Below are 22,920 nucleotides of genomic sequence, written 5' to 3'. Positions count from 1 at the left end.
GGTGAATCTTGAAGGGCTTCGTGTAATGGGCATTGACCCCGGGCTGACCCGATGTGGTCTGTCCGTGGTCCAGGCCGGGCGCGGGCGTCAGATACTTCCTGTGGCTGTGGGAGTTGCACGTACGCCTTCGGACGCGGAATTGGCGGAGCGCTTGCTTCGCTTGTCCCGTGCGGTGGGGGAATGGATGGATGATTACCGTCCGGATGTTGTTGCCATGGAACGGGTTTTTGAACGTGGCAATGTCTCTACTGTGATGCACACTGCTCACGCGGTGGGTGTGCTGGTGTTGGCAGCTGCGGAGCGGGGGATCCCGGTGCATCAGTACACGCCTTCAGAGGTGAAGAAGGCTGTTTCTGGCAATGGCCGTGCGGACAAGAAGCAGATGACCAACATGATTACCCGTATCTTGGGATTGAGTGAAGCCCCGAAGCCTGCGGATGCAGCGGATGCGCTTGCGATTGCCGTATGCCACTGCTGGCGTGCGCCGCTTATTGAAAGGATGTCTACGGCATGATTGATTCCCTCAATGGTGAGGTTATTGCGATTGGGCTTGACCACGCGGTAATTGAGTGCTCTGGGGTTGGCTACCGGTTTCTTGCCACGCCTCCAACGCTTGGGGGGCTTCAGCGCGGGGAGAAGCGCCGTGTGCTGACGTCAATGGTGGTTAAAGATGATGGCATGACGCTGTACGGTTTTGCCGATGCCGATGCGCGTACGATTTTTCATAAGCTGCAGACCGTGACCGGGTTGGGCCCGAAGCTGGCGCTTGCCGCGCTTGCTGTGTTCCAGCCAGGCGAGTTGGCGAGCCACATCGCGGCTGGTGATGCCAGGGCGTTGCAGACCATCCCAGGCGTGGGCAAGAAGATGGCTGATCGCATGGTCTTGGAACTCAAGGACAAGCTAGAGGGCTTTGCCGTAGCCCCAGCACAGGATCAGGCGCCTAGCGCGGCTAGTGGTGCGGGCGGGGCATCGTTTGCCTCTGAGCAGGTTGTTGAGGCACTTGTCGGTTTGGGCTTTGCAGAGAAGTCCGCGCGCCCAGTGGTCGAGGCGTTGCAGGCGGAGCAGCCGGAGATTGCCCAAAGTGCGCTTCTTCGCGCGGCGTTGACGCAGCTTGGAAAGAAGTAGGGCAGTGTCAGATATAGAAAAGACTGAGTTCCAGCTGCCGGATAACCTTGCCCGCCGAACAGGTGCGGGGCGATCGCAGGATTCTCCAGTGACATCGCAAGCGCAGCCGGAAGAGCATGACGTTGAAAAGACGCTGCGACCAAAGTCGCTGGATGAGTTCATTGGCCAGCCGAAAGTCCGCGAGCAGCTGAATCTGGTGCTTGCTGGTGCGAAGCGTCGTGGTGTGACACCGGATCATATTCTGCTTTCTGGCCCGCCAGGTTTGGGTAAGACGACGATGGCGATGATTATTGCCCAGGAGCTGGGAACCTCGCTTCGTATGACCTCTGGTCCAGCACTTGAGCGTGCGGGCGATCTTGCAGCGATGCTGTCGAACCTCATGGAGGGCGACGTGCTGTTTATTGATGAGATCCACCGCATTGCGCGCCCTGCCGAAGAAATGCTCTACATGGCCATGGAGGATTTCCGCATTGACGTGATTGTGGGCAAGGGCCCGGGTGCAACTTCTATTCCGTTGGAGATTCCGCCGTTTACATTGGTTGGTGCAACCACACGCGCCGGCATGCTGACTGGACCTTTGCGCGACCGCTTCGGGTTTACAGCGCAGATGGAGTTCTACGACGTTGAAGATTTGACCAGGGTGGTTACGCGTGCGGCAACAATTCTGGGAGTCAGCATTGATAAGGATGCCGCGGTGGAGATTGCCTCGCGCTCCCGTGGCACGCCGCGTATTGCAAACCGCCTGCTGCGTCGTGTGCGCGACTGGGCAGATGTTAACGGCAACGGGCATGTAGATCTGGATGCTGCCCGTGCCGCGCTCAATGTCTTTGATGTTGATGAACGCGGGCTTGATCGCCTTGACCGGGCGGTGCTGGATTCATTGATCCGTGGCCATGGCGGTGGGCCTGTCGGCGTGAACACGCTGGCGATTGCCGTGGGTGAAGAGCCAGGCACGGTTGAGGAGGTCTGTGAGCCTTACCTTGTGCGCGCTGGCCTCATGGCGCGTACCGGGCGCGGACGTGTGGCAACGGCAAGTGCGTGGCACCACCTTGGTATGACTCCGCCGCCGGAGGCTCCGGGCCAGCTTGAGCTGTATTAGTTTGATTTGGCGTAGTTTGATTTTGTCTAGGCCGAGCAACGAAGATAAGCGGCATGGAACTCTTGCCACTTCTTCTTATTCTTGGCCTTTTTCTTCTGCCTTCGCTGCTCATGATGCGCTCCCAGCGCAGGAGGGCACGTGAAGTAGAAGCCATGCGTGCTTCGCTGGTTCCGGGGGATCGCATTGTAAGCGTGGCAGGTGTTCACGGCACTGTGGTGGCCGTGGGCGAGCAGGGCCAGGAGCAGGGCGCAATTGATGTGGAGATCGCACCGGGTGTAGTGGTCACCATGGAGCTGGCCGGAGTGATGAAGAAAGACGCAGAGGTCATGCCGTAGCATGTTCCGGTGTCTCGTTAGCGGTTAGCGAACCTTAGACTTTGTAACAAGAGGAGAATTCCACGTGTCTAGCAGCGCTCGGCGATCTCATGACTCGACGCGGCGATGGCCAATGCGTGCCATTGCGCTGTTCGCGCTCGTAGTCATTGGCGTCTATTCGCTGGTGTTTTTCACCGGTGATAAGACTGCATCGCCAAAATTGGGCATTGACCTACAGGGCGGCACGCGTGTCACCTTGGTCCCGCAAGGGGCTGAGCCGACGCGTGAACAGCTTGAAGATGCCCGCAATATTCTTGAAAACCGCGTCAACGGTATGGGTGTTTCCGGCGCCAGTGTTGTGGTGGACGGCAATACTCTGGTCATTACCGCAGCGGGTGATGACACGTCTCAGGTGCGTAACATCGGCCAGACTTCTCAGCTGCTGTTCCGCCCGGTACTGGAGAATCCAACCGCGGATCCGGCCAGTGTTGAACAGACGTTGCTTGATACGGCTACAACGTGGGTTGAGCTCGGTGTGATGCCTAAGGAGCAGGCACAGCTGGCGATCAACCAGGTGTTTGCCCCACAGACTGAGGGTGAAGAGGAAGCCGCTGAAGCACCACAGCTTGAAGCAACCCCGCTGCCGGAGCCGAACGGTCCGGTTGAGGCATCCGAGCGCAGGCAGGAAGTTGCTGAGGCGTTGCGTGCTACCCGCCAGTCCACTGATCCCACGCAGCAGTTCGCCGCGATGGCACTGATGCAGGGCAGCTGCCTGCTGCAGACCGTTGACCCGCTGGCAGGCTCTGATGATGAGACCTTGCCGCTTGTTGCGTGTGACCCTTCGCGTGGGCAGGTATTGCTTTTGGACGAGGTGCCGCTGCTCGCCGGCGTCACCGGCCCGGATGGACCGCGTTTGACTGGTGAGCAGATTGATACTGGCCGCCAGATTACGGGTGGTCCGAACATTCAGACCGGTCAGATGGAGATCAACTTCGCGTTTAGCCAGGAGGGCCAGTTCAACGGCTCCCAGACCTGGGCGCAGTTGACTAGCGCCATGATTGGCCAGCAGATCGCCATCACCCTGGACTCCCAGATCATCTCCGCTCCCGTGATCCAGGGCTCCACCCCGGTGGGCTCGGCAACGTCTATTACCGGCCAGTTCACCCAGGAAGAGGCGGACAGCCTGGCAAACAACCTGCGTTACGGCGCACTCCCGCTGTCATTTGCAGGTGAGAATGGTGAGCCAGGTGGTACCGCTATGACGGTGCCGCCGTCACTGGGCTTGGCCTCCTTGCAGGCAGGTATTTACGCAGGCCTGGTTGGTATTTTGCTGGTGGCGCTGTTTGTGTTCGCTTACTACCGCCTGTTTGGTTTGATCTCCCTGTTCACCCTTGCAGCGGCAGGTGTGCTGGTCTACGGCGCGCTGGTACTGCTTGGCCGCTGGATCGGCTACTCCCTGGATCTGTCTGGCATTGCTGGTCTGGTCATTGGTATCGGTACCACCGCAGACTCCTTCGTGGTGATCTACGAGAGGATTAAGGATGAGGTGCGCAAGGGCAAGACCTTCCGCTCTGCTACCGCATCTGGTTGGGAGCGTGCGAAGGAAACCATTGTTACCGGCAACATGGTGACCCTGATCGGTGCGGTGATTATTTACATGCTGGCTGTTGGCGATGTGAAGGGCTTCGCCTTCACCATGGGCCTGACTACCGTGTTCGACCTGTTGGTCACCTTCCTGATTACGGCACCGCTGTTGATTTTGGCGTCGCGTAGTTCCTTCTGGTCCAAGCCTGCAGTAAACGGTATGAGCAAGGCGTTTGCAGTGGGAGAGCACAACCGAGCTGTTTCCAAGACGGGGGCAGACGCTGCAGCGGCTGAGGCTGCTGCCCATGATCCCCGCCCTGTTGCCCACGTAGAATCCGAGGAGGCATAGAGATGTCCAATACCGCTACCGTGGAAACAACGGAAAATGTCGGCGGGCGTTTTGAGCGCATTTACACCCGTGAGGGTGCGATTGACTTCGTAGGCCGTCGCAAGATCTGGTACGCGTTTACGCTTGCGTTCCTTGCAATCTCTGTGGTTGCCATGCTTGGCCGCGGCTTCAACTTGGGTATTGACTTTGAAGGCGGCACGAAGATTGCCATGCCTGCGGGCGACTTAGTTGCTGAGCAGGTGGAAGAGACCTTCATTGAGGCCACCGGGGTGACCCCGGAGCTGACCCAGATCGTGGGTGCAGGCGATGCCCGTACCCTGGAGATCAACTCTCAGCACTTGACGCAGGATCAGATTGACGCTGCACGTCAGGCTATCTACGAGGTGCACCAGCCGAAGGACGCTGAGGGTGTGGCATCCGCCGATGCTATTGGTGATTCGACGGTGTCTGAGTCTTGGGGCGACACGATTACCAAGCGCATGCTGCTGGCAATGGGCGTGTTCTTGATTGCTGCGGCGGTCTACGTGGCGTTGCGCCTGCAGCGCGAGATGGCTCTTGCAGCGATGTTGGCGTTGATTGTGGACGGCATCGTGATCATGGGTATCTACGCCCTGTTCGGCCTTGAGGTCACCCCTGCGATGATCATCGGTCTTCTGACTGTGCTGACCTTCTCCATCTATGACACGGTCATCGTGTTTGACAAGGTGAAGGAGAATACTGCCGGTGTTCTGGGCTCGCGTCGTTCTACCTACGCCGAGGAAGCAAACCTGGCGCTGAACCAGACGGTGATGCGCTCTATCTCTACCTCGGTGATTTCGGCCCTGCCGATTGTGGCTTTGATGGTGGTTGCCGTGTGGATGCTGGGCGTGGGTACGTTGAAGGATCTCGCGTTAATCCAGCTCATTGGTGTGATCGAAGGCATCTTCTCCTCGCTGTTCTTGGCAACTCCGCTGTTGGTTTCGCTTGTAGAGCGCCAGAAGCGCTACCGCGACCACAATGAGGAGGTTGCCCGCTATCGCAGTGGCGAGACCGACGAGGTAGATGAGGTTAGTGTCGCGCCTAAGCGTACGGTCACCGCACCGGTTGCGCACAAGGCAGAAACAGAGGCTGTTCATCCAGGTGAAACCGGCAGTGGTTCCACCACGTGGAGACCCAACGTGCGCTAGACGCGCAGTTGGTTGAAGGAGGCTTTACGCATGCGGCGCATCAAGCGCATGGTGGGGGTGTTGGCAGCGTGCGTCAGCATGCTCGGCGCAGTTGCCTGCGCTTCCGGTGAGGACGGTGATGCAGGCGAGCGCTTTGGCTACCAGGTTGCCTCTGACCTACGTACCACCAACGCCGGCTCGTTGGAGGGACGTTCGCTACAGGCGCAGGTGCTCTCCGGCAGGCTGTATCCGGGGGTGTACGTCCCGGGCCCTAACGGCCAGATGATTCCGAACACGGATCTGGTGAAAACCCAGGAGATTCCCGGTCCGGAGCGTCGAGTGAAGTACACACTGTCCCAGGAGGCCGTGTTTTCTGACGGCACTCCGGTGACGTGTTCTGATTACTTGTTGGCGTTCACCGCCGGGATTAACCCAAAGGTGTTCGGCTCGAGCATGCTGCTTTTCGACGACACCGCGGACCTCCAGTGCACGCCCGGCTCCAAGGAATTCACGGTGGTGTTCAAAGAGGGCAGGGGTGCACGTTGGCGTGGGCTTTTCGAAGCTGGCACCGTGTTGCCTGCGCACGCGGTTGCCGCCAAGCTGGGGATGAACCTAGAGCAGCTGAACCAGAGTTTGCGCGCCGAAGATCCGGCGGTGCTTCGCCCGATTGCAGACGTGTGGCGGCGCGGCTTCAACCTCGATGCGTTTGATCCGCAGCTGCAGGTGTCGTTTGGACCCTACAAGATCGCTGGCGTAGGTGAGCACGGCGAAGTGGATCTGGTTGCTAATGAGTTCTTCTACGGCGATGCGCCTGTAGAAACCGAGCTGACGGTCTACCCGGGTTCCTACGACTCAGAGCAGTTGGCGCTTGACGGCACGTTGCTTGTTGGCGAGCTCAGGGATGCGACACCGACCTGGCACGACCCGAATGCCGAGGGTAACCGGCTGGTAGTGCCAACGGTTTCCGGCGAATTGACGGATATGCTGGTATTTCCTGAGATAGGTCCGTGGAGTGATGAAGCGAAGCGTCGTGCTGTTTCGCGCTGTATCGATCCGCGTTCAGTGGCCAAGGCAGCGTCTGACGCTGTAGGCAGCCCGGTGTCGCTAGCGCCGTTGCATGTGCTGAATAACGACGACCCGTTGGCCTCCCGTGTGGAAGACGTTGCCCAGCCGTATTTGAACGTGGACATTGACGCTGCACGTGAGGCTTCCGGGATGGAGTTTCGCGTGGCCGCTCCATATCCGAGCGAACGCTACGCGGCAATGATTGCCTCAATGGCTAAAACGTGTGAGCCGGCTGGAGTGCGAATTGTTGATGTGACAGGCGAAGGCAAGACGCTTGCAGATCTTCCACGTATTTATATCAACGAGGCAGCGGAGCGTGTTGAACTTGAAGGCCAAGCCGATGCTTTGCTGTTTGCCGTAGACCCCATGTCGGCATACCCGGCAGCGCTGAACAGGCCTGAGAACCTAAGTGTGCTTCGCGCACAGGAAGGGTTCTTGTGGAACGCTTTGCCGTCTCTTCCACTCACTGCACAGCCCGTGACGTTCGCTATTGACCGCAACGTGGGTAACGTAGTGCCGTACACGGGACTGTCTGGCATTGGTTGGAACATGAACCGATGGCAGCATGGTCCCTCTCATTCTTAAAAGGACACAAACACTGAGATGTCTACTGTGAAATCTTCTGACACTTGCTACCAGTCAGCTAAAGAGGCGCTTGCGGACAAGATCCGACGTGTGCCCGATTTTCCTGAAGAAGGGGTCTTGTTTGAAGATCTCACGCCGGTGCTGGCTGACGCCGACGCGCTGCGCGCTGTGGTCAACGACCTTGTCCAAGCAAGCAAAGACCTTGGCGCGGACCTGATTGGCGGTCTTGATGCCCGTGGATTCCTGCTCGGCTCTGCCGTTGCCTATGAGATGGGCCTGGGTATTTTGGCTATCCGCAAGAAGGGCAAGCTGCCACCTCCGGTGGTGACGCAGGAATACACCACTGAATACTCCACGGCAGCGCTGGAAATCCCGGCCGATGGCGTTGATCTTGCAGGCAAGAAGGTTGTGCTTGTAGATGATGTGCTTGCTACCGGCGGAACGCTGGTAGCCGCGCGCGATCTGCTTGAACAAGTTGGGGCCGAGGTTGTCGGCTACGTGGTACTGCTTGAGGTTGCAGGCCTTGGCGGACGTGAAAAGCTCGGTGACGCTGAGCTAGTCGTCCTAGGCTAGTGGTCTCGATAGAGGTCCTGATCGGAGGTTGCGCCGGTGACGCATGAGAAACCAGTGAAGCGGCAGACGCCGAGTGTGCGTAGCATGTCAGCTCGCCTTGCTCGGTCGCTGACCGGTGGTGGTAGGCCGAAGATTAACCCGGTGTTGGATCCGCTTTTGTCCATCCATCGCCGCTACCACCCGAGGGCTGACGTTGAGCTGCTGAACCGTGCGTATGAGACCGCGGAGCGTCTCCACGAAGGCGTCTACCGCAAATCAGGAGACCCGTACATTACCCACCCCCTGGCTGTGGCCACGATCTGTGGTGAGTTGGGCATGGACACCACAACCATTGTCGCCGCACTGTTGCACGACACGGTGGAGGATACGGACTACAGCCTGGAGGAGCTTTCCAACGATTTCGGTCCAGAGGTAGCCCGCCTAGTCAATGGCGTAACCAAACTGGACAAGGTGGCCTTAGGTGCCGCTGCGGAGGCAGAGACCATCCGCAAGATGATCGTGGCCATGGCGGAAGACCCGCGTGTGCTTGTGATCAAGGTCGGCGACCGTCTTCACAATATGCGGACCATGCGATTCCTGCCTCCGGAGAAGCAGGCGAAGAAGGCCCGCGAAACTCTGGACGTTATTGCACCTTTGGCGCACCGTTTGGGCATGGCCAGCGTGAAGTGGGAGCTGGAAGACCTGGCTTTTGCCATCTTGTACCCGAAGAAGTACGAGGAGATCGTTCGCCTAGTTGCGGACCGTGCGCCTTCGCGTGACAGGGCGCTGGGGGAGATCACCCGGGCGCTTCAAGCTGAGTTACGCGAAAACGGCATTGAGGCTGAGGTGATGGGCCGGCCGAAACACTACTGGTCCATCTACCAAAAGATGGTGGTGCGTGGACACGAGTTCAACGAGATCTTCGATCTTGTGGGCATCCGTGTGCTTGTGGATTCGGTTCATGATTGCTACGCCGCGGTCGGTGTGGTGCATGCTCTGTACTCGGCCATGCCGGGGCGTTTTAAAGACTACATTTCAAACCCACGCTTCGGCGTGTACCAGTCGCTGCACACCACGGTGATGACAGATACGGGCCGACCGCTTGAGGTGCAGGTGCGTACGCACGAGATGCACTACAACGCGGAATTCGGCGTGGCAGCACACTGGCGCTACAAGGAGACGAAGGGCTCCCACAAGGGCAACCAAGAAGAAGTTGACCAGATGGCGTGGATGCGCCAGCTTCTGGATTGGCAGAAGGAAGCCGCCGACCCAAACGAGTTCTTAGACTCGCTGCGCTATGACCTGACCAGCCAGCAGATTTTCGCGTTCACGCCGAAGGGCGATGTGGTGAACCTCCCTGCAGGATCCACGCCGGTGGATTTCGCCTACACCGTGCACACGGAAGTGGGCCACCGCTGCATTGGCGCCAAGGTCAATGGCAAGTTGGTGGCCCTGGAAAGTGAGCTCAAGTCTGGGGACAGGGTTGAGATCTTCACCTCGAAGGACCAAAACGCTGGGCCTTCCCGCGATTGGCAAAACTTTGTGGTCTCGCCACGCGCGAAGGCGAAGATCCGCCAGTGGTTTGCAAAGGAGCGCCGCGAAGAACACCTTGAGGCCGGCCGCGATGCGTTGGCTGCTGAGGTGCAGCGTGGTGGCCTGCCGATGCACAAGCTGTTTACGGCAGAGGGGATGCGTCGTGTAGCAACACAGCTCCACTACGCGGATGTGGACGCGCTGTATACCGCCATTGGTGCGGGCAACGTTTCGGCGCAGCATGTGTCGAAGGCGTTGGTTGCCATGTATGGCAGCGAGGACGACGCGGTGGATGCGTTGGCGTCGCGCGCGCCGATCGCGGAGATCATCTCGCGCGCATCGCGTGCGGACGGCCCCGGCATCCTGGTCCAGGGCCAGCCGGATGTGATGGCCAAGTTGGCGAAGTGCTGCCAGCCGGTACCGGGCGATGAGATCTTCGGCTTTGTCACCCGCGGTGGGGGAGTCTCGGTCCACCGTGCTGATTGCACCAATGCCACCAAGTTGAAAGATGAGCCTGAGAGGCTTATCGACGTAGCGTGGTCCAACACCACCGGCAGCGGAAGTGCATCCATTGCCACGTTTCAAGTGGAAGCCTTGGACCGCAACGGCCTACTCACTGAGCTCACCGGTGTATTGGCGGAGCAAAAGCTGCCTATTAGCGCGTTGTCATCGCATGTCAGCGACGATCGGATTGCCAACGTCAGGCTCACCGTCGAGGTTTCGGACACGAAGCAGCTCGGCGCGATCATGAACCAGATCCGCAACGTTGAGGGTGTCTTCGACATCTACCGTGTCACCGCGTAGCCGGTTGCGTGCAGGCGGCACGTGGGTTACCACAACATGAACTTTTGGCGAAGCTCGGGTGTAAAGCCCAGCTCGCACACATTTGAGCTCTCTGCTAACCCTGCGTAAACCATGGCAACGGGTTACAAACATGGCTGAACTTTCCTCATGTTTTCTCAAGGAGCTCATGCATGTTTTCCCTTCGTCGTGCCGGCCAGCTGATCGCTGCCACCACAACCACCGCACTTGTCATCACCGTCGCGCCGTTCGCAGGCGCCGCTGAGGCTGATCAGGTCAAGATCCGCGTTGCCAACATCACCGACTTCCACGGCCGCTTGGAAGCGAATGCTCGCAACGGGGAGATGGGTGCCGCCAACATTGCGGGAATCATCAACTACATCCGCTCCCAGAACCCGAACACGATCGTGACCAACTCGGGTGACAACCAAGGCGGCTCCGCGTTCATCTCCGCGATTTCGGATGACAAGTACACGATGGACTTTGTCAACGCGCTTGGCACCGACGGCATTGCAGTTGGCAACCATGAGTTTGATAAGGGCTACAAGGACCTGATCGAGCGCATCATTCCGGGGACCAACGACAAGCAGCTGGGTGCCAACATTTTCAAGGAGGACGGCACCCGTGAGGTGAAGCCGTACACCATCGTGGAGCGCGACGGCGTCAAGGTTGCACTCGTGGGCACCACCTCCAACCTGACTGTTTCCAAGTCGAACCCGGCAAATGTCAAGGGCCTTGAGATCAAGGACTCGGCACTGCAGGTCAATGAGGAAGCAAAGAAGATCAAGGACGCCGGCGAGGCTGACGTTGTCATCGCCCTGATCCACGACCCAGCTAAGGAAGCATCCGAGAAGCTGGATAAAAACTACGTGAACTTTGTCTTTGGTGGTGACTCCCACATCAAGGACCTGAACCTTGACGCTGCCGTGCCGTACGCGCAGTCCCACGAGTACGGCAAGATGGTGACCGATCTTGACTTCACCTTTGACAAGGCCACGGGTAAGATTGTGGAGCTGGATGCCAAGCAGTACAAGTTTGCGGACCTGGAGACGCTGAACATCACCCCGGATGAGAATGTCGCCGCGATTGTTGCGAAGGCGAAGGAGAAGTCCGAGGAGCTTGGCAAGGAGGTTGTGGCTAAGGTCGACGGCGACTTTAAGCGCGGTTCCAACCCTGGCGCCGAACCGGGCTCCAACCGTGGCACTGAGTCCACCGCGAACAACATGCTCGCCCAGTCCGCTCTTGTAGCTCTGGAAAAGTTCCTGGGCCAAGACCTTGACCTTGGCGTGATGAACGCTGGTGGTGTGCGCGAAGACCTGCTCAAAGGCGATGTCACCTACCAGACCGCATTCGGCATCCAGCCGTTTGGCAACAGCATCGACGTAGCTACCATGACTGGCGCTGCTATCAAGGAAGCCCTGGAGAATCAGTGGCAGACTGCAGAAGATGAGGCGAAGTCTGGTCGTCCGCGTCTGGACATGGGCCTGTCCGACAACGTGTCCTACACCTACAACCCGGATGCCCAGCGCGGCGAGAAGATCACCAACGTCACCATTGATGGCAAGCCGATGGAGATGGACAAAGAGTACCGCGTAGCAGCGTCCTCCTTCCTCTTTGATGGCGGCGACGCCTTCATTGACCCGATGAAGGTGACCAACCGCAACACGGTTGGCTACAACGACCTTGAGGCGTTTGTGGACTACCTGAAGACCGGCGATGCAAAGGTTCGCACTGGCCAGAAGGACGTCGGCGTTGTGCTGCCGGAGGGCGGTCTGAAGGCTGGTCAGGCAAACACCATCGCGCTGAGCTCCCTGAGCTACTCCAGCGAGGGCGAGCCGCAGGCCAAGACTGTCACCGTCAAGGTTGGTAAGACCGAGGTGACCGCAGACGTGGACAACGCTGTTACTGAGGCAGATAAGGGCCTGGGTGAACAGGGCCGCGCGACCGTGACCATTGATCTGCCGGCAGACACCTACAAGGACGAGCCGCTGGTGATTACCACCGATGCAGGTACCGAAATCACGGTCCCGCAGGAGATCGTTGATGGTGTGGAGCGTCCGGCTGCACCTGAGCAGCCTGAAGGCTCCAGCCTGGGCGCTGGCCCGATCGTAGGCATCCTGGTAGGCGTCCTTGGCCTGCTGGCGTTGGCGTTCGCATTCCCAATCCACCAGATCCTCGGCCCGCTGGCTTACCTGGGCTAACCCGCTAGTACTGCGTTAGTGCTACGCCAGAGAGCCTGACCGCCGCCTCGCCATGAGGCGGCGGTTTACGCATTGCGCGCCAACGCGACAATGGGCGACCGGAAGGACTTAGTCGATGGGATAGCCGGTGACTGGGCCTTCGGTATTCGGCTGCCAGCCCAGCGCGGGAGCGACGTGGGTGGCGAAGTTTTCCAAGATCTTTACGTTGACGTCCACGCCCATTCCGGTGGGGATGGTAATGAGCAGCGTGTCGGCGGCCATGACCGCAGGGTCGGCCTTGAGCTGCTCAATGAGCTTGTCCGGCTCGGCGGCGTAGGTGCGGCCGAAGGTAGTGGAGCCAACGTCGGGCAGAGCGCCCACCTGATCGGAACCGGAGGCGTGCATGCCGAACATCTGCATATCCGCACCGTCGACGATGGGGAATATGGAGCGGGACACCGACACGCGCGGGGTCCAATCGTGACCAACTTCCTTCCACACGGCACGGTAGCGGCGTATCTGGTCAGCCTGGATCTCGCCTAGAGTCTCAGCAGTGGTTTCGGAGACCAGGGTGGAAGACATCAGGTTCAGCCCGTCCTTCGCAGTCTGCTCCGCAGACGCGTGGGTGCCCGAGCCGTAAAAGATGTGCCTGCGCAGCGCGGGTGCCATGGGGAAGACGGGCAGGGCCGAGCCGGGCTGGAACATGTTGGGGTACTGACGCTCCAGCGGTGCGGCGGTGGCGAACCCGGTGCCGTCGACAGCAGCCATGAAGGTCTCAAGATGGGCGCGCGCCACGTCAGCACCGTTGGGGGCCTCGCCCTTGTAGCCGAAGGCCTCCCAGCCGCGCTCAGCAACCTCGGGCGCGCCGCGGGAGACTCCCAAGGCCACACGTCCGCCGGAGAGCTGATACAGGGATGCGGCCTCCTCGGCGAGGTAGAGCGGATTTTCGTAGCGCATGTCAATCACGCCGGTGCCCACCTCGATTTGCTTGGTGGTGGCGGCAACCGCACCAAGCAGTGGCATCGGCGCGGACGCCTGTGGCACGAAGTGGTGGACGCGGAAGGAGGCATTGTTCACGCCGATCTCGTCCGCAGCCTGGGCGATCTCCAGGTGGATCTTGGCGATCTTCTCCGCAGACGGCCCGCGCTGGCCGCCGACGGCATAATGCCCGAAGCTCAAGAAACCGAAAGCTTTCATTGGATACCCCTTCTTTTAGTGATGTGTCAACAAAGAGGGTAGCATTCCGTATTGGATTCTCACGGGACGTGACGGGTTCACTCACTGGTCAATGGCCCGCTGCAGGCGCTTCTAGACAGGCCAGAGAAATCAAAACCGCCTCACCCGAAAGGGTAAGGCGGTGATGAATGCAGCAGGGCTGTCTTACGGCTTCATGAACTTCTGGCCGAAAGCGAACAGGGTGCCCAGCAGGCTGATGACTGCGGTGATCACGGCGATCCAGTCCTGGATTTCCTTCGGGCTCATGTCCTTTGCAGAAGAGCCGCCCTCCTTGGAGGAGCTGTCGTTGGAGGAGCTGTCCTTCTTTGCCGGAGAAGCCTGGTTCGGCTCCGTCGGCTTCTTCGTCTTGCCATCGTTGATGGTCGGCGAAGTGGTGCCGGTCTTGCCATCCTCAGCGGCGGCGACGGAAACACCAGAGGTCAGAACAGCGGCGGCGGTGGCGGCAGCGATGATGCCCTTACGGAACTGCATGCGAAAATCCAATCTGTGACGGATATCTATTGTGACGGGAAGTATAGTAACAGGGATTCAACCGTTAGCAATAGATCTACTTTTCAACGGTTGCGCTGTTAATCTTCACTTCCTTAGCAGGCGCACCGTCCGGGGCACCGCCTTCAACGCCCGCTTCGGCGATAGCGTCAAGTGTTTCCAAGCCAGCGTTATCAATCTGGCCGAAGTAGGTGTACAGCGGCGGCAGCACGGACGGGCCGTAGTTCAAGAAGAACTGGGAACCATTCGTGTCAATGCCAGCGTGTGCCATGGCGATCGTGCCACGGTCATAGCGCTGCGGATCCTGCAGCATCATCGAGGCGTACTGGCGCTTTTCTTCATCGCTTGCGTCCTCCGGAATGCCCATCTGCGTCAGGTCAACGCCGTCAAGCGCCTCATCGGTGGGGAACTCGTTTGGGAACTGGAAGCCCGGGCCACCAGCGCCGGTGCCAGACGGGTCACCACACTGCAGCACCTTCAGGCCATCAGAAGTAGTCAGGCGGTGGCAGACGGTGTCATTGAAGTAGCCGTCCTCCGCCAGGTACTCAATAGCGTTGACCGTGCACGGCGACACGGAGCGATCCAGCGTCATGCCAATCGGGCCGGCGGAAGTATCCAGGTTGACCATGACGGTGCCCTCAGTGGACACGCCTTCGGTCTGCGGCAGGCCCTTGAAGTACTCATCACGGCCGTCCTCGGTGTAGACGCAGTCCACCGTCGCAGGCAGGGCAGTTGCGCGAGCGGTAGCAACCGCCTCGTAGGAAGTTGCGTCAAACTCCTCAGCTTCCTGCGTGGTCGTCTCTGATTCGGACGCAGTATTGTCCACGTCATCGCTGCTGTCCTGGTTGGCCATGAAGTAGATGCCGCCGCCCAACGCTGCGATTACAGCCAGCGATGCAGCTGCGGTGATCCACGGGCTGCGTGCCTGTTTGCGGTCGCGCGCTGCCAGTTCCTTCTCCAGGTTCTGCAGCGCCTGCTTGCCGCGCTCTTCGTTGCTTGCCACCATCGCCTCGTTTCTTAAAAAGAGTAAAAGTTCGCTCAAATCCTAACAGCTCCCACGACAACCCCTAGGATTCGTACGCATGAGCACTTTGCGTATCCAGGGTTTCGCCGCCGGTCCGTACGGCACCAACTGCTACGTCTGCATCGATGAGGAAACCCGCCGCGGGTTTGTTGTAGACCCAGGTATGGGAGCTGCGCCAGTTGTGCGCAAGATGCTGGAGGAGAACAACTCTGAGCTTGAGGCAGTCGTGTTGACCCACGGCCACATTGATCACATCCGTGATGCCGCCGAGCTAGGTGCACCCGTCTACATTCACCCGGCGGATGAGTTCATGCTCAGTGAAGGTATCCCGCAGCAGTCGCGGCTGCTTTTCGACGCCCACACGCTCCCCCTCCCAGACACCATCCACCACCTGGAAGACGGGGAAGCAATCACCGTTGCAGGGGAGACGTTTCACGTACGCCATGCTCCCGGCCACTCGCCGGGAAGCGTTTTGGTGGTGGGCGAGGAGTTCGCTTTTAGTGGTGACGTGGTGTTTCGGGGCTCAGTGGGGCGTACTGATTTGGATTATTCGGATGAGGGGGACATGGTGGCGTCGTTACGCGGGTGTGTCTGGGAGCTTGATGATGCACTCACATTGCTGCCGGGGCACGGGCCGGTGACCACCATGGCGCACGAGCGGGCAACCAACCCATTTATCCTGCGGGCCAATGCGGGGCGCTAAGCTCAAAAACCGTGACTGAGCAGAACTCTTTTAAGGCCCTGTCTGCCCCTAAGGGCGTACCCGACTACGTACCCCCGGCATCCGCCACGTTCATTCGTGTGCGCGATGAGTTTGCGCATCAGGCGCGCCAGGCCGGCTACCAGCACATTGAGCTGCCGGTGTTTGAGGACACGACCCTGTTTGCACGCGGCGTGGGCGAATCCACGGACGTGGTGAGCAAGGAAATGTACACCTTTGCTGACCGCGGGGACCGCTCCGTGACGCTGCGCCCGGAAGGCACCGCAGGTGTCATGCGTGCGGTGATCGAGCACAACTTGGACCGTGGCTACCTGCCAGTAAAGCTGAATTACTACGGTCCGTTTTTCCGTTATGAACGCCCGCAAGCTGGCCGCTACCGCCAGCTGCAGCAGGTGGGTGTAGAGGCCATCGGCGTGGATGACCCGTACTTGGATGCTGAGGTTATCGCGCTTGCAGATCGGTGCTACCGCGCCGTTGGGCTCACCGGCTTCCGTTTGGAGCTGACCAGCCTGGGATGCCGTGAGTGTCGCCCGGCCTACCGCGAGAAGCTGCAGAGCTTCCTGTTCGCACTGCCGTTGGATGAGGAGACCCGCCACCGTGCGGAGATCAACCCGCTGCGCGTGCTGGATGACAAGCGTGAAGACGTCCGCGCGATGATGGCGGATGCGCCCCTGATGCTGGACCACCTGTGTGAGGGCTGTCGCACCCACTTCGAGGCCGTCACCGGAATGCTCGACAACATGGGCGTGGAATACGTGATCAACCCACGCATGGTGCGTGGTTTGGATTACTACACCAAGACCACTTTCGAGTTCGTCCACGACGGGCTGGGCGCGCAGTCCGGCATCGGTGGCGGTGGCCGTTACGACGGGCTCATGGCCCAGATCGGTGGCCAGGACCTCTCCGGTATCGGCTTTGGCCTTGGCGTGGATCGTACGGTGCTCGCGCTTGAAGCTGAGGGTGTAACGCTTGAAGGAGTTGAGCGTCGCGTGGACGTCTTTGGCGTTGGCATTGGCGAAAAGGCCCAAGAGCGGATGGCGCTGCTGATCAATGAGCTGCGCGCTGCTGGTATCTCCACTGACATGGCTTACGGCGGCCGCGGGCTCAAGGGCGCTATGAAGGGCGCTGACCGCGCTGGCGCCAAGTTTGCACTCGTGCTGGGGGATCGCGAGCTGGAGGCCGGGGAGGTCACTGTGAAGAACCTCGCGGACCACTCCCAGGTGACGGTTGCTCTGAACGCGGAGGCGGTTGCTGCGGCTGTACAGTGCTAGCACACTTTTAAGTAACAGAAATCTGTAAGATACCTGGTTTTCCTGTTAGGTTTCTGTTGCTAAAATCAAGCGCATGAGATACACGCCGACGCCCGTTCGCCGCGGAATGCGCGCGATAGGTGAGCATGTTCGCATTCAACGCAAGCTGCTGGGGCTCACCGGCAGCATGGTTGCTGAGCGTGCTGGCATTTCGCCGACCACGCTGAGCAAGCTGGAAAACGGGCAGGGCGCCGGGTTGGACGCGACGCTTGCGGTCCTCAACGTGCTGGGACTGCTCGACCGCGTGGTCACGGCAAGCGATCCCTATCTCACAGACGTGGGTCGCTTGCGGGCCGCAGAGCAGCTGCCCGAACGGGTTCGAACCCCGAAACCGGATTTCTAGGGGAGAAGGTAGTGGGCGACAGTAAGATTGCGGTTACCACCGTCATTGTCGGCGTGCCGTTTTCGGGGTCCTCGTTGGCAACGTAGACAACCATCTCCGCAACCACGGTTTTCTTCGGAATGGCGGGTCCTGGGTCCTATCACCGGTATTCGATGTCAACCCCACCCCGCCTGGGGACGGCGATGCCTACGAGCTCACACTCGACGGCAAGTCGCAGCTATCCCTCGAAGACTTCACAGAGCCGGCAGTACTCGACCTCTTCGGCGTATCCCTCGATATCGAAACCACAGAATGGCTCCGTCAGGTGCGCAGCGTCCTAGAACAAGCGCCGGCATTAGCCACCGCACATGGTGCGGACGCATTCAGTATGGCGGTCATGGAGGACCGCTTTACGCACGCAAAAGAGCAAATTGAGCAGGTTTTGTAGAGCCCAGTTGGACTAGCACTCGATGATGTTGACCGGCAGACCAAGCTGCACAGCGAGGCCGCCCATAGACGTCTCCTTGTACTTCGTCATCATGTCGCGGCCAGTGGAGGCCATGGTTTCAACGACGTCGTCGAGGGTGACAATGTTGGTACCGTCGCCAAGCTTGCCCAAACGCGCCGCATTGATGGCTTTCACACCACCGATGGCGTTTCGCTCAATGCAGGGAACCTGCACAAGCCCGCCGACAGGGTCGCAGGTAAGCCCCAAGTTATGCTCGAGTGCGATCTCAGCGGCGTTCTCTACCTGCTGCGGGGTGCCGCCAAGGATGGCGCACATACCAGCGGCAGCCATGGATGACGCCGAGCCAACCTCGCCCTGGCAGCCAACCTCCGCACCCGAAATCGAGGCGTTGGTTTTAATAATGACGCCGATAGCGCCTGCCGTGAGCAAGAATTCGTGCACGCGGTCGCGGTCAAAATCGTCGGTGAAGTCACGGCAATAATGCATCACCGACGGGATGATGCCTGCCGCACCATTCGTCGGGGCAGTAACCACCTGACCGTGAGCAGCGTTTTCCTCATTGACCGCAAGCGCATACAGGTTGACCCACTCCATCGCGTCAAGCCCGCGGGCCGTTGACGCTTGATATTCCGCGGTTAGCAGGCGGTGGAGACGGTTCGCGCGACGTTTGACGTTGAGGCCGCCTGGCAGTGTGCCCTCGGTTTTCAGCCCGTGGGCAACGCATTCCTGCATGACGTCCCACACGGCGTCCAAGTGCTCGTTGAGAGCGTCCCTGCCGTGCAAGGCTTCCTCGTTTGCCCGCATGACTTGGGCGATGGTTAGACCGTGCGTGGCGCACTGCTCCATCAGTTCTTTACCCGTGTCAAAGGGGTAGGGCACGGTCTTCTCGTGCGCGACAGCAACCACGCCAGCTTCGTTCTCATGCGCGGACATGCCCGCACGGTCAAGGATGAACCCACCGCCGATGGAGAAGTACTCCACGTTCTCTGCCAGCTGGTTGCCTTGGGCATCCCAAGCGTCAAAAATCAGGCAGTTGGGGTGTTCTGGCACCGGCTGGGGGTTGAACTCCACCTCATACTCCACGCTGCCGACAGGACCCGAGATGGTGCCAGTCAGCGGGATTTCTTCGCCGGGTTTCGGCGAAATGTCTGCGCTGGTTGTCGTCGGCGTGTATCCGACAAGGCCAAGCAGGACCGCGCGGTCGGTGCCGTGGCCAACACCAGTGGCGGCAAGCGAGCCACGAAGTGCTACGCGCACCTTCGCCGGCAGCTGCGGCAGGGTACTCACAAACGCCTGGGCTGCGCGCATCGGGCCCACCGTGTGTGAGGAAGACGGGCCGATGCCGATAGAAAACAGATCAAGAACGCTAACAGTTGCTGACTTGGTTGGCATTGAAACTTCCTCCTCCAAGGTGGGTTGGTTGTGGGCTTAGGTAACGGCAGCAAGTGCCGGAATGTCCGTTGGGCCGACTACGGCAATGGGGCGCTGGTCAGCGTTGCCGTGCTCCGTAATGATTGCCACACGTGGCAGTGCGCCAGATTTTAGCGGTGTAGTCAACGCTTCGATGGCCGCGGCTGCCGGTGCGGTTCGCGGCAGAAACACCGGGTGGTCGTGTTGTCCGGAAAGTTTAAGCGCCTCGCTGATAGACGTTGAACCGATAGTGTCGTCATCTTGTAAGACGACTGCAATCCAACGCGCAATGGCATTGGTGGTCAGTAGGCCGACGCACACGCCACCGTCGTAAATCGGAAACTGTGTGTGGCCTGACTCCCGGATCGCATGCAGCGCATCGCGAACCGCATCAGCGGGGGAGAAGGTGACCACCTTTTGGTTCTGGCCCACCACCTCTAATGCGGTGACGGGTTTGAGCAACACGTCCCGAAGATGCTCGAGTGCTGCGACGGTTTCAGGCAACGGCTCCGCGATTGGTTTGAAGTCCCGGTACTCGCCGTGGCTGATCGCATTGCGCAGCTCAGCGTATTCCTTCAGATCAGTGGACTGTTCCCAGGTAATCAACCCACGCTTGGCTGCCTGGGAGCACATCCACTTAAAAGAGTCGCTTTTCTTCGCGCCTAACGCCTCGCGCAGAAACCCCTCCACGTCATTGAACGCGGCAAGGAATGCAACGGCGCGATTTGGTGAATCAGCCATGACCGCGAGCGTACGCGAATTAGTCGTTGTACACGCCTCGGTTGAGGGTGTCGCAGGCGGACATCTTGCCGGTCTGGTAGCCAGCCATAAAAGCGGTGCCGCGCTGCTCGGAGGAGCCGTGGGTCCACGCGTCTGGGTCGACCTCGCCGCCGGAGCGACGCTGAATGTTGTCATCACCGATGGACTGTGCGGTTTGGATTGCCTCGTGCAGCTGCTCGTCCGAAACAGACTCCAAACGCCCACCCTGCTGTGCGTAATGTGCCCACAGGCCTGCATAGCAGTCCGCCTGCAGCTCAATAGCAACCGCAGCGGAGTCTTCGCCAGGGTTCTTGTAGTCGCTCAACCCCAGGGTGCCCTCGATGTGCTGGATGTGGTGACCCATCTCGTGCGCGGTGGCATATGCCTGAGCCAGTGGACCTGCGCTGCCGCCAAGCTGCTGCAGCTGATCGAAGAAGGACACATCCAAGTACGCCGTCTCATCGCGCGGGCAGTAGAACGGCCCCGTTGCAGAAGATGCGTAACCACAGCCGGAAGCTACTTCGCCCTTGAAAATGTGCATACCTGCCGGGCGGTACTCCAAGTTGGCCTGCTCTGGCAGTACCTGGGACCACACATCATCAACAGACAGGACCGTCGCGGCGGCAAGGCAGTCGGAGTATTCGTTAGCCGCATTCGGCTGATCACAGTGCTCCAGGTTGTAGTCGCCCTGCGACTGGTACTGGCCCTGCTGGTCACCTCCAAGACCTAGGCCGCCAAGGCCGCCGTTGAAGAAGAGCAGCACTAGCAAGATCAAAATGATGGTTCCGCCGCCACCGCCGCCAAGCAACAACGGCAGTGCAAGCAGGCCGCCTGAACCGCCTCGCTGTCCGCCACGGGAACCTGAACTGGTTTGCACACGCCCGCTTGCGCCTTGGCTGGCATCTCCTCTAAACGTCATGGCTTGCATTGTGCCAAACAACCTAAGCGCATGTCTTGAGACGGTCGCGGTAGACTCTTGCGCGATAAGTTTTAACGCCTTTTGGAAGGACTAGGAAAACACCGTGCTGCGCACTCACCTTGCGGGGAACCTCAACAAAGACCTCGACGGCCAGACTGTCACCCTCACCGGTTGGGTGGCGCGACGCCGCGATCACGGTGGCGTGATCTTCATCGATTTGCGCGACCGTTCGGGTATCGCCCAGGTTGTCTTCCGCGAATCTGATGTGGCGGAGGCTGCGCACGACCTGCGTAGTGAGTTCGTTGTCAAGGTCACCGGCGTGGTGGAGCCACGTCCGGAAGGCTCTGCAAACCCGAACCTGGCTTCCGGCGAGATCGAGGTCAACGCCACCGAGCTGACCGTATTGAACAAGTCGGCGGCGCTGCCGTTCCAGATTGAGGATGCTTCCTCCACCGAGGTCGGTGAAGAGACCCGCCTGAAGTACCGCTACCTGGATTTGCGCCGTGAGCGTCAGGCGAATGCCATGCGTCTGCGTGCAAAGGCAAACCAGGCTGCACGCCGCGTGCTGGACAACCACGATTTCGTAGAGATTGAGACGCCGACGCTGACGCGCTCCACCCCGGAGGGTGCACGTGACTTCCTGGTGCCGGCACGTTTGAAGCCGGGCTCCTGGTACGCACTGCCGCAGTCGCCGCAGCTGTTTAAGCAGCTGCTGATGGTCTCCGGCATGGAGCGCTACTACCAGATCGCTCGCTGCTACCGCGATGAGGATTTCCGCGCTGACCGCCAGCCTGAGTTCACCCAGCTGGACGTTGAGGCCAGCTTTGTTGACCAGGATGACATCATTGAGCTGGCCGAGGAAATCTTGGTGGAGCTGTGGAAGCTCATTGGCTACGAGATTCAGACGCCGATTCCGCGCATGACCTACAAGGAGGCGATGGAAAAGTACGGCTCTGACAAGCCGGACCTGCGCTTTGACATCCCGCTGGTGGACTGCACCGAGTTTTTCAAGGACACCCCGTTCCGCGTATTCAACGCTGAGTACGTGGGCGCCGTGGTGATGGACGGTGGCGCATCTCAGCCGCGCAGGCAGCTGGATGCTTGGCAGGAGTGGGCCAAACAGCGCGGTGCGAAGGGCCTTGCCTACATCCTGATTCAGGAAGACGGTGAGCTGACCGGCCCTGTGGCTAAGAACATCACCGATGAAGAAAAGGCTGGCATTGCAGCACACGTTGGCGCGAAGCCGGGGGACGCAATCTTTTTCGCTGCCGGTGACACGAAGTCTTCTCGCGCACTGCTTGGCGCAGCCCGCGGTGAGATCGCTCGCAAGCTGGACCTGATCAAGGAAGGCGACTGGGCGTTTACCTGGGTTGTGGACGCGCCGCTGTTCGAGCCGGCTGCGGATGCAACGGCTTCCGGCGACGTGGCGCTGGGCCACTCCAAGTGGACGGCTGTGCACCACGCGTTTACCTCCCCGAAGCCGGAGTTTATGGATAACTTCGAGAACAACCCTGGCGAAGCACTCGCGTACGCCTATGACATTGTCTGCAACGGCAATGAGATCGGCGGTGGCTCCATCCGTATCCACCAGCACGACGTGCAGAAGCGCGTGTTTGAGGTCATGGGCATCACCGATGAGGAAGCAGACGAGAAGTTCGGCTTCCTGCTTGATGCTTTCCAGTTCGGCGCTCCTCCGCACGGCGGTATCGCCTTCGGCTGGGACCGCATCGTCTCGCTGCTCGGTGGCTTTGAATCCATCCGAGACGTTATTGCGTTCCCGAAGTCCGGTGGCGGTGTTGACCCGTTGACGGATGCGCCGGCCCCAATTCCGGCAGCACAGCGTGCAGAGACGGGTGTGGATTTCAAGCCGAAGAAGAACACCGAAAAATCCACAGAGAAGGCAGACGGCGACAACGCCTAACGCCGGTA

20 protein-coding genes and 1 pseudogene are annotated in these 22,920 nt (G+C 59.7%); 15 read left to right on the top strand and 6 right to left on the bottom strand.

What is annotated here, in order from left to right; all coding sequences use genetic code 11:
• Nucleotide 1 precedes the first annotated feature (1 nt).
• The 10 genes from ruvC (at nt 2) to I6I71_RS09910 (ending at nt 12,353) form a co-directional block, all read left to right on the top strand.
• A complete protein-coding gene (gene ruvC / locus I6I71_RS09955; RefSeq protein WP_083439891.1) occupies nt 2–514 on the top strand; it encodes a crossover junction endodeoxyribonuclease RuvC in 513 nt (170 codons plus the stop codon).
• Nucleotides 511–1,125, top strand: coding sequence for a Holliday junction branch migration protein RuvA (ruvA, locus tag I6I71_RS09950; protein ID WP_201820766.1), 615 nt, complete (start codon nt 511–513; stop codon nt 1,123–1,125). Before ruvC ends, ruvA begins: the two co-directional genes overlap by 4 nt.
• A gap of 88 nt (nt 1,126–1,213) precedes the next feature.
• The gene (gene ruvB, locus I6I71_RS09945) at nt 1,214–2,224 is read left to right on the top strand and encodes a Holliday junction branch migration DNA helicase RuvB (protein WP_414017456.1); all 1,011 of its coding nucleotides are present in this window, start codon (nt 1,214–1,216) and stop codon (nt 2,222–2,224) included.
• Nucleotides 2,225–2,277: 53 nt separating this feature from the next.
• The gene (yajC, locus tag I6I71_RS09940; RefSeq protein ID WP_052204050.1) at nt 2,278–2,559 is read left to right on the top strand and encodes a preprotein translocase subunit YajC; all 282 of its coding nucleotides are present in this window, start codon (nt 2,278–2,280) and stop codon (nt 2,557–2,559) included.
• Nucleotides 2,560–2,623: 64 nt separating this feature from the next.
• Nucleotides 2,624–4,471 carry a protein translocase subunit SecD gene (gene secD / locus I6I71_RS09935; RefSeq protein WP_070494795.1) on the top strand — a complete coding sequence of 616 codons (1,848 nt, stop codon included), beginning with the start codon at nt 2,624–2,626 and terminating at the stop codon, nt 4,469–4,471.
• A 2-nt stretch (nt 4,472–4,473) separates the two neighbouring features.
• Nucleotides 4,474–5,637 carry a protein translocase subunit SecF gene (gene secF / locus I6I71_RS09930; RefSeq protein ID WP_052204053.1) on the top strand — a complete coding sequence of 388 codons (1,164 nt, stop codon included), beginning with the start codon at nt 4,474–4,476 and terminating at the stop codon, nt 5,635–5,637.
• A gap of 30 nt (nt 5,638–5,667) precedes the next feature.
• Complete coding sequence (locus tag I6I71_RS09925; protein WP_236587304.1) at nt 5,668–7,266, top strand: ABC transporter substrate-binding protein; 1,599 nt, start codon at nt 5,668–5,670, stop codon at nt 7,264–7,266.
• A gap of 18 nt (nt 7,267–7,284) precedes the next feature.
• The gene (locus I6I71_RS09920; protein ID WP_070494798.1) at nt 7,285–7,839 is read left to right on the top strand and encodes an adenine phosphoribosyltransferase; all 555 of its coding nucleotides are present in this window, start codon (nt 7,285–7,287) and stop codon (nt 7,837–7,839) included.
• Nucleotides 7,840–7,923: 84 nt separating this feature from the next.
• Nucleotides 7,924–10,155: a RelA/SpoT family protein gene (locus I6I71_RS09915; RefSeq protein WP_052204058.1), complete on the top strand. Its 2,232-nt coding sequence runs from the start codon at nt 7,924–7,926 to the stop codon at nt 10,153–10,155.
• A 170-nt stretch (nt 10,156–10,325) separates the two neighbouring features.
• Complete coding sequence (locus I6I71_RS09910) at nt 10,326–12,353, top strand: bifunctional metallophosphatase/5'-nucleotidase (protein ID WP_201820762.1); 2,028 nt, start codon at nt 10,326–10,328, stop codon at nt 12,351–12,353.
• Nucleotides 12,354–12,461: 108 nt separating this feature from the next.
• Here the strand turns inward: I6I71_RS09910 and I6I71_RS09905 are convergent, their stop codons facing one another.
• The 3 genes from I6I71_RS09905 to I6I71_RS09895 all read right to left on the bottom strand — a co-directional run bounded on the left by I6I71_RS09905 (nt 12,462) and on the right by I6I71_RS09895 (nt 15,060).
• Complete coding sequence (locus tag I6I71_RS09905) at nt 12,462–13,529, bottom strand: LLM class flavin-dependent oxidoreductase (protein ID WP_201820760.1); 1,068 nt, start codon at nt 13,527–13,529, stop codon at nt 12,462–12,464.
• Nucleotides 13,530–13,712: 183 nt separating this feature from the next.
• Nucleotides 13,713–14,039 (bottom strand): hypothetical protein, encoded by a 327-nt coding sequence (locus I6I71_RS09900; RefSeq protein ID WP_052204064.1) that lies wholly within the window; start codon nt 14,037–14,039, stop codon nt 13,713–13,715.
• 76 nt (nt 14,040–14,115) lie between these two features.
• Nucleotides 14,116–15,060, bottom strand: a complete 945-nt coding sequence (locus I6I71_RS09895) for a peptidylprolyl isomerase (RefSeq protein ID WP_201823652.1) — start codon at nt 15,058–15,060, stop codon at nt 14,116–14,118.
• A 79-nt stretch (nt 15,061–15,139) separates the two neighbouring features.
• On the opposite strand from I6I71_RS09895, the gene I6I71_RS09890 reads away from it, so the two are divergent.
• The 4 genes and pseudogenes from I6I71_RS09890 to I6I71_RS09875 form a co-directional block, all read left to right on the top strand.
• Nucleotides 15,140–15,784, top strand: coding sequence for an MBL fold metallo-hydrolase (locus tag I6I71_RS09890; protein WP_070494803.1), 645 nt, complete (start codon nt 15,140–15,142; stop codon nt 15,782–15,784).
• Between the two features lie 11 nt (nt 15,785–15,795).
• A complete protein-coding gene (gene hisS / locus I6I71_RS09885) occupies nt 15,796–17,073 on the top strand; it encodes a histidine--tRNA ligase (RefSeq protein WP_201820758.1) in 1,278 nt (425 codons plus the stop codon).
• A 73-nt stretch (nt 17,074–17,146) separates the two neighbouring features.
• On the top strand, nt 17,147–17,455 hold the full coding sequence (locus I6I71_RS09880) for a helix-turn-helix domain-containing protein (protein WP_052204071.1): 309 nt from the start codon (nt 17,147–17,149) through the stop codon (nt 17,453–17,455).
• Between the two features lie 100 nt (nt 17,456–17,555).
• Nucleotides 17,556–17,882 (top strand): annotated as a pseudogene (locus I6I71_RS09875) (hypothetical protein); the annotation flags it as partial.
• Between the two features lie 12 nt (nt 17,883–17,894).
• On the opposite strand, the gene I6I71_RS09870 reads toward I6I71_RS09875, so the two are convergent.
• From I6I71_RS09870 to ypfJ, 3 genes are read right to left on the bottom strand one after another with little or no spacing between them, the layout of a single operon-like run.
• Nucleotides 17,895–19,295, bottom strand: coding sequence for an L-serine ammonia-lyase (locus I6I71_RS09870; protein ID WP_052204076.1), 1,401 nt, complete (start codon nt 19,293–19,295; stop codon nt 17,895–17,897).
• A 36-nt stretch (nt 19,296–19,331) separates the two neighbouring features.
• On the bottom strand, nt 19,332–20,054 hold the full coding sequence (locus tag I6I71_RS09865) for a CBS domain-containing protein (protein ID WP_070494875.1): 723 nt from the start codon (nt 20,052–20,054) through the stop codon (nt 19,332–19,334).
• 19 nt (nt 20,055–20,073) lie between these two features.
• Nucleotides 20,074–20,991 carry a KPN_02809 family neutral zinc metallopeptidase gene (gene ypfJ / locus I6I71_RS09860; protein WP_101734308.1) on the bottom strand — a complete coding sequence of 306 codons (918 nt, stop codon included), beginning with the start codon at nt 20,989–20,991 and terminating at the stop codon, nt 20,074–20,076.
• Between the two features lie 103 nt (nt 20,992–21,094).
• Here ypfJ and aspS point away from each other — a divergent pair, with 103 nt between their 5' ends.
• On the top strand, nt 21,095–22,912 hold the full coding sequence (gene aspS, locus I6I71_RS09855; RefSeq protein ID WP_070494876.1) for an aspartate--tRNA ligase: 1,818 nt from the start codon (nt 21,095–21,097) through the stop codon (nt 22,910–22,912).
• The last annotated feature ends 8 nt before the right edge of the window (nt 22,913–22,920 follow it).

It is taken from the genome of Corynebacterium riegelii (genome assembly GCF_016728505.1).
Lineage (GTDB): Bacteria > Actinomycetota > Actinomycetes > Mycobacteriales > Mycobacteriaceae > Corynebacterium > Corynebacterium riegelii.
This window is presented reverse-complemented; position numbering and strand designations above follow the sequence as displayed.